Origin of the sequence: Methylobacterium sp. E-065, from assembly GCF_022829605.1 — a bacterium.
Lineage (GTDB): Bacteria > Pseudomonadota > Alphaproteobacteria > Rhizobiales > Beijerinckiaceae > Methylobacterium.
On sequence record NZ_JAKSYD010000041.1, the window covers coordinates 14,992 to 27,695 of the forward strand.

At 65.0% G+C, this 12,704-nt stretch carries 14 protein-coding genes; 6 read left to right on the forward strand and 8 right to left on the reverse strand.

The genetic code is table 11. The features are described 5' to 3' along the window. Positions 1-228: 228 nt before the first annotated feature. From MKK84_RS03205 to MKK84_RS03225, 5 genes are all read right to left on the reverse strand, one after another. Complete coding sequence (locus MKK84_RS03205) at positions 229-1,017, reverse strand: alpha/beta fold hydrolase (protein ID WP_243916591.1); 789 nt, start codon at positions 1,015-1,017, stop codon at positions 229-231. A 275-nt stretch (positions 1,018-1,292) separates the two neighbouring features. Further along, on the reverse strand, positions 1,293-2,216 hold the full coding sequence (locus MKK84_RS03210) for a molybdopterin-dependent oxidoreductase (protein WP_243916592.1): 924 nt from the start codon (positions 2,214-2,216) through the stop codon (positions 1,293-1,295). Then, positions 2,213-3,031 carry a cytochrome b/b6 domain-containing protein gene (locus MKK84_RS03215; protein WP_243916618.1) on the reverse strand — a complete coding sequence of 273 codons (819 nt, stop codon included), beginning with the start codon at positions 3,029-3,031 and terminating at the stop codon, positions 2,213-2,215. The genes MKK84_RS03210 and MKK84_RS03215 overlap by 4 nt, the downstream gene beginning before the upstream one ends. A 140-nt stretch (positions 3,032-3,171) precedes the next feature. Next, complete coding sequence (locus MKK84_RS03220) at positions 3,172-3,405, reverse strand: hypothetical protein (protein WP_243916593.1); 234 nt, start codon at positions 3,403-3,405, stop codon at positions 3,172-3,174. Positions 3,406-4,108: 703 nt separating this feature from the next. Further along, the gene (locus MKK84_RS03225) at positions 4,109-5,440 is read right to left on the reverse strand and encodes an MFS transporter (RefSeq protein ID WP_243916594.1); all 1,332 of its coding nucleotides are present in this window, start codon (positions 5,438-5,440) and stop codon (positions 4,109-4,111) included. A gap of 175 nt (positions 5,441-5,615) precedes the next feature. Here MKK84_RS03225 and cyoA point away from each other — a divergent pair, with 175 nt between their 5' ends. The 5 genes from cyoA to MKK84_RS03250 all read left to right on the forward strand — a co-directional run bounded on the left by cyoA (position 5,616) and on the right by MKK84_RS03250 (position 10,457). Continuing rightward, entirely contained in the window at positions 5,616-6,722 is a 1,107-nt protein-coding gene (gene cyoA, locus MKK84_RS03230) for a ubiquinol oxidase subunit II (RefSeq protein WP_243916595.1), read from the forward strand. Between the two features lie 68 nt (positions 6,723-6,790). Continuing rightward, positions 6,791-8,785: a cytochrome o ubiquinol oxidase subunit I gene (gene cyoB / locus MKK84_RS03235; protein ID WP_243916596.1), complete on the forward strand. Its 1,995-nt coding sequence runs from the start codon at positions 6,791-6,793 to the stop codon at positions 8,783-8,785. A gap of 1 nt (position 8,786) precedes the next feature. Further along, positions 8,787-9,419 carry a cytochrome o ubiquinol oxidase subunit III gene (gene cyoC, locus MKK84_RS03240; protein WP_243916597.1) on the forward strand — a complete coding sequence of 211 codons (633 nt, stop codon included), beginning with the start codon at positions 8,787-8,789 and terminating at the stop codon, positions 9,417-9,419. Next, positions 9,416-9,796 carry a cytochrome o ubiquinol oxidase subunit IV gene (gene cyoD, locus MKK84_RS03245; RefSeq protein WP_243916598.1) on the forward strand — a complete coding sequence of 127 codons (381 nt, stop codon included), beginning with the start codon at positions 9,416-9,418 and terminating at the stop codon, positions 9,794-9,796. Before cyoC ends, cyoD begins: the two co-directional genes overlap by 4 nt. A gap of 118 nt (positions 9,797-9,914) precedes the next feature. After that, positions 9,915-10,457: a hypothetical protein gene (locus MKK84_RS03250; protein ID WP_243916599.1), complete on the forward strand. Its 543-nt coding sequence runs from the start codon at positions 9,915-9,917 to the stop codon at positions 10,455-10,457. A 3-nt stretch (positions 10,458-10,460) separates the two neighbouring features. On the opposite strand, the gene MKK84_RS03255 is transcribed toward MKK84_RS03250, so the two are convergent. After that, positions 10,461-11,168 carry a Crp/Fnr family transcriptional regulator gene (locus tag MKK84_RS03255; RefSeq protein ID WP_243916600.1) on the reverse strand — a complete coding sequence of 236 codons (708 nt, stop codon included), beginning with the start codon at positions 11,166-11,168 and terminating at the stop codon, positions 10,461-10,463. Between the two features lie 113 nt (positions 11,169-11,281). Here MKK84_RS03255 and MKK84_RS03260 point away from each other — a divergent pair, with 113 nt between their 5' ends. Beyond that, the gene (locus tag MKK84_RS03260) at positions 11,282-11,515 is read left to right on the forward strand and encodes a hypothetical protein (RefSeq protein ID WP_243916601.1); all 234 of its coding nucleotides are present in this window, start codon (positions 11,282-11,284) and stop codon (positions 11,513-11,515) included. On the opposite strand, the gene MKK84_RS03265 is transcribed toward MKK84_RS03260, so the two are convergent. Further along, positions 11,505-12,236, reverse strand: a complete 732-nt coding sequence (locus tag MKK84_RS03265; RefSeq protein WP_243916602.1) for a Crp/Fnr family transcriptional regulator — start codon at positions 12,234-12,236, stop codon at positions 11,505-11,507. The genes MKK84_RS03260 and MKK84_RS03265 overlap by 11 nt on opposite strands. A 94-nt stretch (positions 12,237-12,330) precedes the next feature. Further along, positions 12,331-12,612, reverse strand: a complete 282-nt coding sequence (locus tag MKK84_RS03270) for a hypothetical protein (protein ID WP_313899312.1) — start codon at positions 12,610-12,612, stop codon at positions 12,331-12,333. Positions 12,613-12,704: the final 92 nt, after the last annotated feature.

The following is a 12,704-nucleotide window of genomic DNA, read 5'->3' on the forward strand; positions in this document are numbered from 1 at the left end:
ATCGAGGCGGTCGGCGGCCGGGGACCATTCCCGGTCCGGGACGACTTCGCGTCCGTTGAAAGTCTGCCTGAGTTCGGCTGCGCTATAAGTTGGCTTCGAAGCGCTGCTTCGTCCTCGTGGCAATAGAAGACCGGTCCATGGACTGGCGGCGGGGCGGGGGCGGCAATCTCGGCCGATGTGCTTGACGGCCCGTGGATGACCGCGGGCTCGGGCATGCGACAAGCCATTTCAAGGCGCATCCGCCCCAACCGTTTCAAGGATCAAGCGCGCCGTCTCGGCAGGCTGATCCCAATGCGGGAAGTGGCCGCAGCGCTCGAACCAGTGCAGATGGGCCGACGGGAAGGCGACCCGGGCGCGTGCAGCCTGGCGCGGCAGCAGCAGGTGGTCCTGGCGGCCCCAGCCTAAGGTGATAAGGCCAGGGGTCTTAGCCGAGCCCTGCTGCAACGGCCCGCGTGCCAGCTCACGCAGCATCGCATCGAACACCGGTGTGGCCGCCAGGCTCTGCAGCTCCGCTACGACAAGCTGCGGTGGCAGCACCCACGGACGGGCCGACAGTTGGGCTAGCAGCAGCGTACGGGTGACGGCGTGGCGTGACAGGCCGGGATGGAAGGGCCGCAGCAATCGCACCAGGTGTATCGATGCCGCGAGCGACCAGTGTAACCAGCGCGTTTCCCATCCGCACCAGAAACCGCCTGGATCGAGCGCCACGCAGTGCCGACCGATGCCCCGCCGCGCCAGCTCCAGAACCAGCCGGCCCCCCACCGAACTGCCGACAAGGTCCGCTGTCGTCAGGCCTTGCGACTTCACGAAGCCGGCAAGCGCGTCCGCATAGGCCTCCACCGTCTGCCGGCCCGGGAGCGGGGCCGATCTGCCATGTCCCGGCAGGTCGACCAAGATCAGTTCGCGCGAGCCGCGCAATGCGCTTAAGAGCGGATCCCAGGTGCGGAGATTGGCCCCCAGCCCATGGACCATCAGTAGCGGCCGGCCCGTGCCGAGGCGTTCAGAATGTAGGGACATGACGGCATTGTCCTTCAATGTTCGCGCTGCAGTCCGAACATTGGTCCGTCGCAGATTTCGTCAGGCCGGGCGTGCCAGTCAGGTCCGCGGGTCGCCCATATTGGACGCTTCGAGGCCGAGTCGCCGGTTTGATAGCCAGTTACGCGGCGCGGGGCCGACCGTACTTTGCAGTTTTGCGAGCGCCGGATGTCGCCGCGAAGGCCCTACCGGAGTTCGCCAGGAGAGAGCTGCGCTTTCCAGGCTCGCGGAAACGAAGACGACACGTCCGTTCCCACTCAAATGCCGGCGTACCAAGCGTAGCCCTGGTCCTCCCAGTACCCGCCCTTGCCATCGCCGAGGTGGGCGAAGCTCTCGACCACCTCAATGCGCATCACGTATTTCGCCTGCTTGTAGCCGAGGTTGCGTTCCACGCGCAGGCGCAGCGGGGACCCGTTTGAGACCGGAAGCGCCTGGCCGTTCATGTCGTAGGCGAGGATCGTTTGCGGGTGGAACGCGTCGACGAGGTCGATGCTCTCGTAATACCGGACCGGCGATCCGCCGCTGGCCGCGTTATCATCCGTCGCCTGCTGGCCCCCGGAATCCTTCCTGCTCTCCCCGCTACCCGATTGTTTGGTCATGCTCGGGTTGGCATTGCCGGCGGGGGCCTCGTCAGTCTCCTCACCGTCTCCCCCGCCTTCGAGTGCATTGCCCTGGTCCATGGTGTCGGCGCAGTGGAACACCACGTAGCGCGCCCCGGGCTTGAGCTTGGCCCGGGACAAGAGGTCGGAGAGCGGCACCCCAGTCCATTTGCCGATGGCGCTCCAGCCCTCGACGCAATCGTGCCGGGTGATCTGGGTGCGGGCGGGAAGCTTGCGGAGCTCGGCCAGAGAGAGCTTGAAGGGCGCCTCCACAAGGCCATCGACCTCCAGGTGGTATTTGGCGAACTTAGCCTTCGCGAGGACCTTGTAGGCCTTGTCCGGCGGGTCCTCGGTGCCGTTCGGCTTGAACCACGGCGAGATGTCGGTCTCGGCGTATTCCGGTGCCAGCGTCCGGTCGGTGAGCAGCAGGCGCTGCACGAACAGGTTGGCGTCCTCGCCGGTCTTGAGCGTGCGCCGGAACCACTCCGCGTTGCCGAGGCGGTCGCACCCGCCGAGCGTGGCCGCTGCGGCCATGGCGGAGGCCCCCGTCAGGAGGGCGCGTCGACTGGGAGGGCGGCTCATGCCCGGGTCTCCCCGGTGACGGGTGCCGGCTCGATCTTACGCTCGATCACGAACCAGCCGGTGAGCATGCCGCGCATGTTGTTCCAGAAGCCCGAGAGCAGGACGAGGGCGACGTGAACGAGCACGAACAGGACCAGCAGGGCCGCCACGACGAAGTGGACCGTGCGCGCGGACTGGCGCCCGTCGAACAGCGTCAGCAGGAAGGGGAAGGCCGCGTCCATCGCGGGAGACATCGCGAGGCCGGCCAGGACCTGCACCGGCAGGAGCACGAACAGCACGACGAGATAGGTCAACTTCTGGATGACGTTGTAATGCTTGGCCTCGTCGCCCTGCGGGAAGCGCAGCGTCAGGTGCTCCCAAACCGATGCGCCGAAATGACGGATCTGGTCGCGCGACGGGATGACCCGGAACCGAAGCTGTCCGCTGACAAGTCCGTAGAGCAGGTAGGCGAGCCCGTTCAGGACGAAGGCCCAGGCGAAGAAGAAGTGCCAGGAGCGACCCCCGGTGAGGTCCTGGTCGCTGGGAAGCGTCGCCCAGCTGGGGAAGCCGCGGTCGGCGGCCTGGCCGTTGGAGCCGATTGAGGAGCCGAGCCAGCCCGTGGTGTCGAAGCCGTGGCCGAACATCGTCGTGATGCCCTTGGGCGGGTCGTCCTCGGTCGAGGACATCGCCATCACCGGCACGTCGAAGGTCGAGACCTTGCCCCAGTACAGTGCCGGGTGGGCGTTGAAGATCTGCAGGCCGCTCATGAGCAAGATCAGGAGGCAGACCGCATTGACCCAGTGCGTGATGCGGATGACAACAGGATGCCTGAACATCCATCGGCGACGCTCGATCTCGCCGGTCTCGGGTGCGGAACGGGTGAGGTAGGTTCGAGCCAAACGGTCTTCCTCGAAGTCGTGGCCGTTGGGGTGGAGGCCCCTGCATCGGGACGTCCAAAAGCATCAAACGTTCGAGTTCACATGCCGCGGTTCATCATCCGCTTCTTCATCATGCGGCGCTTCATCATATTCTTCCGCATCATGCGCTTCTTCATCATCATCCGCTCACTGCGGTCCATACGGACCTGGGTGACGCCGCTCTCGGACTGAATGCCGTTGACGGACATCGGGGCGGCCGTGGCCGAACCGGCGGCGAGGGCAATGCCGCCGAGGGCGGTCAAAGCGGTCAGCGCAAGGGTGAACTTCTTCATGTAGGATCTCCTGTGGAGGTGAACATCTTATACAACCCACAGGGCAACAGAATTATTGTATCGTTGTTCCTAAAAAACAAGAAATTACTTTTCTGTACTATGATAGTTTTGCAATAGGCATTCGGTGATCACATCAAGGCTTTTGGCCTGGGCGCGATCCTATTCTCGCACATCGATACGGAGCTGGTCCGCGACAAGTTTCAGCCCCCGGCAAGAATCTGCCGAGTCGGATCGCAACCTTGGACGAGTGGGCGACCCCGACCTGACGCCATCGAGGTCAACGGTATCGGGCTCACTCCTGCACCGGTGGCGGACCCTCTCCCACTTGCGGGAGAAGGCCCGCAGATGTGGTGCTACTGCCGACATCACGGATCGACGAACGACCGCTTTCGGCGGATGGCGTAGGGCAGTTTGTACGACGAGGTTGGGTCGTAGGCGGAACGTCCGCTTCGAGGCGAGCGCCTAACTTCCGCTCCCCACCCTTCTATGACGTTCGCCCTTCTGCACCCTTTGTCCGCTTCGGAGCAGGCCAGCGGCCCCGCTAAACGGCTGTCTTGGTCTCGAAGCGGCCGGCCGGAGCTGGCCGTAAGCCGTCCGTCCGGTTTCTGGCAACCGGTGGCGTGAAGCAGACAGGTTTAATCGCTCCCGCTCCCAGCGGAGCAACGCCAAGATGTTGCTGTCACGCAGCAGGAACTTGGAGCCACTACGCTGCACGGCCCCCCCGCCGGTTGAGGGCCAGCGCCAGGAGCGTGCAGACCGCCCCGGAGAGGAGGTAGGCTCCCACTGAAATCAGCCCGAAGGTGCTTGCCAGCAGCAGGGCGACGAGCGGCGCGAAGCCGGCGCCGATGAACCACGCGGCTGTCGCCGTCGTGCCCGCGCCCGTGTAGCGATGCCGGGACGAGAAGCTGTCGTTCAACGCGCCGGAGGACTGACCGAAGGCGAGCCCCAGAAGCCCGAAGCCGAGCAGCACGTAGGTCCATTCGCCCGCCAAGCCCCTGCCGAGCAGCTGGGGGGCGAAGCCGCTATAGGCGGCGATCAGGATGGCGGACAATCCGAGCACCGTTCGGCCGCCGATCCGATCGGCGATAAGCCCGGATAAGGCGACAGCCAGCAATCCGACGGCCGCCCCGACAAGCTCGATCACTAGAAAGTTCAGCGCAGCGTCGCTCGACGTGAGGACCACCCAAGAGAGCGGGAACACGGTGACGAGATGGAACAGCGCAAAACTCGCTAGGGGAGCGAACGCGCCGAGGATCACAGTCCGCCATTCCTCGCGGAACAGGCCGGCCACTGGGGACGGCTGGAGCTCACGGCTCTGGTACAAGCGCTCGAATTCGGGAGTCGAGATCAGCCGCAGCCTAGCGAACAGCGCCACGACGTTGATTACGAAGGCGACGAAGAACGGGTACCGCCATCCCCAGTCGAGGAAGTCCGCCGGTCTCAGCGTGAGGAGCAGAAACGCGAACAGGGCGCTGGCCACGAACATCCCGATCGGCGCGCCGAGCTGCGGGATCATTCGGAACCAGCCGCGCCGCTCCGGCGGTGCGCTGAGCGACAGGAGCGATGGCAAGCCGTCCCAGGTGCCGCCCTGGGCGAAGCCCTGCCCGATCCGCAACACGGCCAGAATAACCGCTGCGACACCTCCGACCTGTGCGTAGCCGGGCAGGAATGCCATGGCGGCGGTCGATCCCCCAAGTAGGAAGAGCGCGGCGGTCAGCTTGACCCCCCGTCCGTGCCTGCGGTCGACCCACATGAACGCGAGCGCGCCGAAGGGCCGGGCGACGAATGCCAACGAGAGGATCGCGAAGGAGTAAAGCGTACCGGTAAGCGCGTCGGTGTAGGGGAAGATCAGCGACGGGAACACTAGTACCGAGGCGATCGCGTAGACGAAGAAGTCGAAGAACTCCGACGACCGCCCGATGATGACGCCCACCGCGATCTCGCCGGGCCGGATCCGATGCTCCCGCGCGTTGACGAGGCGGGCGTCGCGCTCCAGCGGCGTCGAGCTCGCGGCACTGGCGGTCGTGGCTGCCATTCGTTCGATCCTCTCCTCCACCCCGCCGCGGGGCCTTGCGCCGGGCGCCCGCAAGACATCAGGGCCGGCCGCCGACCATAGCGGCTGAAAATCCAGCGCGGTTTGACCGCGGTCAAAGTCGACCGGAAGCTCGGCGGCTATTCGAAGGGCCATGCCCAGCCCAGCAACCAGCCTCATGAGACGGGCCACCGGCCTCCCACTCCTCGTCCTGCCGCTGCTGCTCAGCGGCTGCGACATGGTGGTTATGAACCCGACCGGCGATGTCGCCTATCAGCAGCGCAACCTGATCCTGTTCTCGGTCGGGGTCATGCTGCTCATCATCGTGCCGGTGATGGTGCTGACCGTGCTGTTCGCCTACCGATACCGGAGCGGTAACCCGAACAAGATCTACGATCCCAGCTTCGACCATTCGACGACGCTCGAACTGGTGATCTGGTCCTGCCCGCTGCTCATCATCATCGCGCTGAGCGCGGTGACCTGGACGAGCACCCACCTGCTCGACCCGTTCCGCCCACTGGAGCGCCTCGCACCGGGCGTACCCGTTCCGCCGGACGCCAAGCCGCTGAACGTCCAAGTCGTGGCGCTCGATTGGAAGTGGCTGTTCATCTATCCCGACCTTGGGATCGCGACCGTGAACGAGCTGGCGCTGCCGGTGGACGTGCCGGTGCGCTTCTCGATCACCTCGACGGACCAGTTCAATACCTTCTACGCACCGACCCTCGCCGGCATGATCTACGCCATGCCGACCATGCGCTCGGAACTGAACGCGGTGCTTAACAAGCCTGGCGAGAGCTGGGGGTACTCGGGCAACTACACGGGCCGTGGGTACTCCGACATGCGCTTCAAGTTGCGTGGCGTCGAAGGGGCCGATTTCGACCGCTGGGTGGCGGACGTGAAGGCAGCCGAAAGCGGTTTGGAGTTGTCCACCCTCGTCGAACTGGTCAAGCCGAGCGAGAAGGTGCCGGTGATGCACTTCGCCTCCGTCCAGGATGGCTTGTTCGACCGCGCGGTCAACCGCTGCATCGAACCCGGCAAGCCGTGCATGATCGACGTCATGCGGCGGGACATGCAGGCGAGCGGCGGACATCCGCACCATGCGCACCCAGCCCCCGCAATGCCGCCGGGCCGCGAGGCGCAGCCGTTGACCGGCACCAAGCCGAAGCCTGCGCTGGAGAAGGCACCCGACGAGAAGGGCACGAGCCCGAACGTCACCAAGCCGGTCGAGCTCGAGACCCCCGGCCAGCTTAAGCCGGGCGATGGGCGCAACCGCGACCTCCAATAGCCCGACATCAAGCCCTTTGCCGCTCCCGGGGCGCAGAGCAGGCCTAATCCCTCGTCCACGGGACCATCATGACTGAGACGACACTCAAGACGATCTTCGGCCGCCTGGGCTGGGAGTCGTTCCCGATCCACGAGCCGATCCTGTTCGGCACCTTCGTCGTCGTCGCGCTGCTCGGCCTCGCCATCGTCGGCGCAGTGACGTGGTTCCGGCTCTGGGGCTATCTGTGGAGGGAGTGGTTCACGAGCGTCGATCACAAGAAGATCGGCATCATGTACATCATCCTCGGCATCATCATGCTGCTGCGCGGCTTCGCCGACGCGCTGATGATGCGGGTTCAACAGGCGATCGCCTTCGGGGCCAACGAGGGCTACCTGCCCGCCCACCACTACGATCAGATCTTCACCGCCCATGGGACGATCATGATCTTCTTCGTGGCGATCCCGCTGGTGGTCGGCCTGATCAACTTCGTGATGCCGCTCCAGATCGGCGCACGCGACGTCGCCTTCCCATTCTTGAACAACCTGAGCTTCTGGCTCACCGCGGCCGGCGCGGTGCTGACGATGACCTCGCTGTTCATCGGCGAGTTCGCCCGGACCGGCTGGCTGTCCTACGCGCCGCTGGCCGAGCTGTCCTACAGCCCGGATACCGGCGTCGACTACTATCTTTGGTCGCTGCAGATCGCGGGCGTAGGTACGACGCTGTCGGCGATCAACATGGTGGCGACCATCATCAAGATGCGCGCGCCCGGCATGACCATGATGAAGCTGCCGGTCTTCTGCTGGACTGCGCTGTGCTCGAACGTGCTGGCGATCGCCATCTTCCCGGCGCTCACGGTCGCGTTCTTCCTGCTAATGCTCGACCGCTACGTCGGGACGAACTTCTTCACCAACGAACTCGGCGGCGCGCCGATGATGTACTGGAACATGGTCTGGATCTGGGGTCACCCCGAGGTCTACGTGCTCGTCCTACCCGCGTTTGGCATCTACTCGGAGATCACCTCGACCTTCACCGGCAAGCGTCTGTTCGGCTACACGTCGATGGTCTACGCGACTGTGGTCATCACCATCCTTTCCTACTTGGTCTGGCTGCACCACTTCTTCACGATGGGCGCGGGCCCAGCTGTCAATAGCTTCTTCGGCATCGCCACGATGGTGATCTCGATCCCTACGGGGGCAAAGGTCTTCAACTGGCTGTTCACGATGTACCGCGGCGACATCCGCTTCGAGCTGCCGATGATGTGGGTGGTGGCCTTCATGCTGACCTTCGTGGTCGGCGGCATGACCGGCGTGCTGCTCGCGATCCCGCCGGCGGACTTCGTGCTCCACAATTCGCTCTTCCTCGTGGCGCACTTCCACAACACCATCATCGGCGGCGTCGTATTCGGGCTGTTCGCCGCCATGGTCTACTGGTTCCCCAAGGCGTTCGGGTTCAAGCTCGACCCGTTCTGGGGGAAGGTCGCCTTCTGGGGTTGGGTGGTGGGCTATTGGGTCGCCTGGACGCCGATCTACGTGGTAGGCCTGATGGGCACCGCCCGCCGCGTCCACCACTTCGACGACCCGAGCATCCAGCCATACTTCGTCATCGCCGCGATCGGGGCGCTCATCATCCTCGTCGGCATCCTCGGCTTCGTGATGAGCATCGTCATGGGCTTCGTGAAGCGCGAGGAGCTGCGCGACACGACGGGCGACCCGTGGGGCGGCCGGACGCTCGAATGGTCCACCTCTTCGCCGCCGCCAGCGTACAACTTCGCCTTCCTGCCCGTCGTGCACGACCTGGACGCGTGGTACGACATGAAGGCGCGCGGCTATCAGCGGCCCGTGGACGAGTTCCGCCCGATCTACATGCCGCGGAACACCGGCACGGGCGTGATCCTCGCCGGCCTATCGCTCGCCCTCGGGTTCGGCATGGTCTGGTACATGTGGTGGCTCGCCGCCCTGACCTTCGTCGCCCTGCTCGCCGTGGCGGTCGGACACACCTTCAACTTCAAGCGCGACACCTTCATCCCGGCCGCCGAGGTCGCGGCGACGGAGAACGCGCGGCAGCCGCTGGCCGTGGGGGCGTGACATGACCCATCGCACAACCGACGCCCCCGGGGCCGCCATCACCTGGCACCACCTTGACGCCGACGATCACGATCACGGCGGCGGCGCCACGGTCCTGGGCTTTTGGATCTACCTGATGAGCGACGCGCTCATCTTCGCCTCGCTGTTCGCGATGTTCGGTGTGGTGAGCACCAGCTACGCCGGCGGTCCCGTCCCGCGGCAGATCTTCGATCTGCCGCTGGTCGCCCTCAACACGGCGCTCCTGCTCGCCTCGTCCATCACCTTCGGGCAGGCCATGCCGCACATGGAGGCGGGTCGGATCGGCCCGACGCGCCTCTGGCTCGCGGTGACGGGTGTGCTGGGCGCCGCCTTCGTCGGCGTCGAACTCTACGAGTTCTCGCACCTGATCGCCGAAGGGGCCGGTCCGCAGCGCAGCGCGTTCCTGTCGGCCTTCTTCACCCTGGTCGGGACGCACGGCGCGCACGTCACCGTTGGCCTGATCTGGGTCGTGACGATGCTCGTCCAGATCGGTCAGCACGGGCTGACGGGCGAGATCAGGCGCCGGGTCGTGTGCCTGTCGATGTTCTGGCACTTCCTGGACATCATCTGGATCGGCGTCTTCAACTTCGTCTACCTGTATGGAGTGATCCGTTGAGCACCCGTCCCGTCCATCTCGCACCCGAGGATCATGGGACCGCTCACGGGCATGGCAGCCGCCGCGGCTACCGGATCGGCGTCGCGCTCGCGATCCTGCTTACGGTCATCCCGTTCTGGCTGGTCATGTCCGGGGCGCTGCCCGATATGGCGGTCACGGCGGCGATCATCTTCGCGCTGGCACTCGTCCAGATCGTCGTGCACGTCGTCAGCTTCCTGCACCTCGATACGCAGTCCGAGGGCGGTTGGACGTTGCTCGCCTTCCTGTTCACGGCCGTGATCGTGGTGCTGACGATCGGCGGCTCAGTCTGGGTGATGTACCACCTCAACACGAACATGATGCTGATGCCGGATAGCGCCCCCTCGACGATGCGCTGAGCTGGTCGGTCGCGGTTGTGATGGGGGACTTCCAATAGCGGCCGAGCTGCGCCCGGCTCATCAAGCATGAATCCGCCGACGCCGGCATGACCACACGAGTGTGCGTCAGGAGATATCGATGATGGCGCCAGACACATCCAGCGACAGCCCGATACACGCCTCGGGACAGTCGTGCGTCATTCAGGAAGCAGACCTGGATCGTATGATGACACGTCACGAGCAGCTAGCGTGCCTATGCGATCTGTTGGAAGCCTGTGCCGACAGCTTACCCGTCTGGCCGACGGACACACAGGCTGAACGGCTGCGCCTGGCGCTCGGCGCGTTCGTCGAGGGAGAGAGGGAAGGCGATGCGTTCATCACCAGGATCTTCGGGTGGGGGGTGCAGGATCCGCTGGCGGCGGCATTGATGCGCCACGTCGATGCCCGCCACACCGATGACCTCGTGCACGCTGAGGACCTGATCGCGGCGCTGCAAGCGGGGCCGGTGCCGAACGGCAGGATCTCGGCCGAGACTTTCGGGTACATGCTCCGCTGCTTCTTCGCGGCGGGCCGCCAATCGATGGTTTTGGAGGAGTTTGCGGTCCTGGCACTCGGCCGCGATCACCTGACGGCCAGCGGCCAGTCGCTGCTCTTCGACAGCCTCTGCCGGCGGGCGAGTTGACGCCTATCGGGCTGCCGCCCGAGCACGAAGCGCATGTGTATCTTTGATCGTCACCGTCCGATTGCCCGAGAGGGCGAGCACGCCGGCGCCCTTCAGCTTCGTGAGTTGTCGGCTCACCGTCTCGATCGTCATCCCGAGCACGTCTGCCATATGACCGCGGGTCATCGGCAGATCGAAGGTTGCCGGTTGATCCGATCCCGGTCGCCGGGCACATCGCTCCGCTCGTGCAGCCATGTCGATGAGGAGTCCGGCCACTTTCTCACCGGCCGAGAGGCGGGCCAAGCTCAGCATGCGACCGCGCGCCTCCTTCAGCGCTCGTAATGTACGCTGGAGCAGGAGGTTCTCCATCCGCGCGTGCTCTTCCAGAAAGTGCTCGAAGGGACGTCTCTGGACCGTACACAGTTCCACATCGGTCAAGGCCGTGACGGTGAAGGCGTGCTCTTCTGCGTAGGGCTCACCGACGAAATCGGCCGGGTAGAACAAGCCTACGATCTGCTCTCGTCCGTCGGCCGTGGCGGCGACCATCTTCATGACGCCCGACAGCAGATTGGCACAGATCCGGCTCTCGTCGCCCGCCCACATCACGGTCTCACCCGCCGTGACGCAACGGCGCTGGCACAGACCGGTGAAGGCGATCACACCCTCGTCGTTGAGGCTGCTGCACAGCGCGTGTTCGCGGACGGGGCAGTTCGCGCAGATCTCGGTCGGCACCGATCCAATCCTTGAAGGTGACAGCAGGCAGGCGTGCTGGCCGGGACCTGCGTGAGATGAGATGCATGGATCGTCGGTCACGAGCTTGCACTCGCACCCCAGGGCGGGTCGACATGGTCACCGAAGTGGGCAGCAGGCTCGCAGTGCCCGGCGCCGCCTACGACAAGCCGAGCTTGCGCGAGGATGGCTGGGACGGTTGGGCTTGCAGGTCGGGCATCGGTGTCTCCGTGATCAATTTCTCCGAACTGATCCCGTCGGGCCGCCGGGTCCTTGTTTCAGATCAAGGCAACAGCTCCAAATGTCAGGGCGTCCGCGCGCCGAAGCTCATTGGCTGCGTCATCCACTGAGGCGCTCAAGTCGGGGCATGTCGAGCAGGCGGACCCCGCCAGGTACGATCAGGATGAGCTTCTCGCGGTCTAGGCGTGTCAGCGTGCGGCTTACCGTCTCGATGGTGAGGCCGAGATGGTCGGCAATGTCCTGTCGGCCCATAGGCAGCTCCAGCGTCACCGAAGTCAGGCCGATTCGCGCGTAGCGTCCGCGCAGGGCAACCAAGAAGCTCGCGACCTTCTCCTCGGCCCCACGTCGAGCGAGCAGCAGCATCAGCTCCTGCGCGAGGCCGAGCTCGTAGCCGGCGCGCTCATGCAGGCGCTGCAGGAGATGGGGCTTTCGGACCATAAGATCTTGGAACGCACGGCGATCGAAGCGGCAAACGGTGACGGGTGACAGGGCCTCGGCGGTCACCGTCTGCCGCTCCGTCAGCACGAGGCCGAGGAAGTCTCCGACAAGAGCGAAGCCCATGACGTGGCGGCGTCCGTCCGGAAGCAGGCGCGAGAGGCGTAAGGCTCCCCCGGTGACGTTGTAGACGGCCGTGGTCTCCTCGCCCTGCGAGAAGAGAGTCTGGCGCGCATCGAGCACGACGTGCCGGCTGAGCAATTCGAGCTCGTTCAGTTCCTCTGGTGTGAGTGCGGAGCAGACGCTCACGAGGCGAACTTGGCAGTGGGCGCAGCCACCCTCGGTGCGTCCATGCCGACACGGATGCCGCTCAGGGCCGCAGGTCTCGCTCGGCATCAGCCAGGTCTCGGACTTCCTCACGGAATGACGAGCTTACCCGATCCACTCTTGAAGCGCACAACGGAAACCCGCCGCATCCTGCGCACGGCACTTATGCACCCTGATCGCGCGCTGTGTCATGCCAAAGCCCCGCCTCCGTCCCAAACGGGTATCTTAGCGGTGCGGTGAAATGCGCCAGCTCCACGACCTCGCAGGTATCGGCTCGCAGCCGCCAGTCCGAAATGCCGAGGGCTCGGCAGAAGAGCGCTTTGGCCTCCCAAACTGCGCTGACGTCCGATCGCGCGCGAAGCTGCGTGCGGCGTTGCACGATGCACCGATCGTGCCCGGCGCCATCCAGGACGATCTTGTGAAAGGTGACGAGATATTCGCGCATGAAACCTCCCCGCATGGGACGCTTCAAACCTACCGAATTTATCTGACTACGCCTTGATCTGAAACAATGCACCCACGGGAAGCGGCCGGCTG

Bases quoted from the DNA above. Each gene is read 5' to 3' on its own strand.
- MKK84_RS03205 (WP_243916591.1), bottom strand. From the start codon at position 1,017: ATGTCCCTACATTCTGAACGCCTCGGCACGGGCCGGCCGCTACTGATG.
- MKK84_RS03210 (WP_243916592.1), bottom strand. From the start codon at position 2,216: ATGAGCCGCCCTCCCAGTCGACGCGCCCTCCTGACGGGGGCCTCCGCC.
- MKK84_RS03215 (WP_243916618.1), bottom strand. From the start codon at position 3,031: ATGTTCAGGCATCCTGTTGTCATCCGCATCACGCACTGGGTCAATGCG.
- MKK84_RS03220 (WP_243916593.1), bottom strand. From the start codon at position 3,405: ATGAAGAAGTTCACCCTTGCGCTGACCGCTTTGACCGCCCTCGGCGGC.
- MKK84_RS03225 (WP_243916594.1), bottom strand. From the start codon at position 5,440: ATGGCAGCCACGACCGCCAGTGCCGCGAGCTCGACGCCGCTGGAGCGC.
- cyoA (WP_243916595.1), top strand. From the start codon at position 5,616: ATGAGACGGGCCACCGGCCTCCCACTCCTCGTCCTGCCGCTGCTGCTC.
- cyoB (WP_243916596.1), top strand. From the start codon at position 6,791: ATGACTGAGACGACACTCAAGACGATCTTCGGCCGCCTGGGCTGGGAG.
- cyoC (WP_243916597.1), top strand. From the start codon at position 8,787: ATGACCCATCGCACAACCGACGCCCCCGGGGCCGCCATCACCTGGCAC.
- MKK84_RS03250 (WP_243916599.1), top strand. From the start codon at position 9,915: ATGATGGCGCCAGACACATCCAGCGACAGCCCGATACACGCCTCGGGA.
- MKK84_RS03260 (WP_243916601.1), top strand. From the start codon at position 11,282: ATGGTCACCGAAGTGGGCAGCAGGCTCGCAGTGCCCGGCGCCGCCTAC.
- MKK84_RS03265 (WP_243916602.1), bottom strand. From the start codon at position 12,236: ATGCCGAGCGAGACCTGCGGCCCTGAGCGGCATCCGTGTCGGCATGGA.
- MKK84_RS03270 (WP_313899312.1), bottom strand. From the start codon at position 12,612: ATGCGCGAATATCTCGTCACCTTTCACAAGATCGTCCTGGATGGCGCC.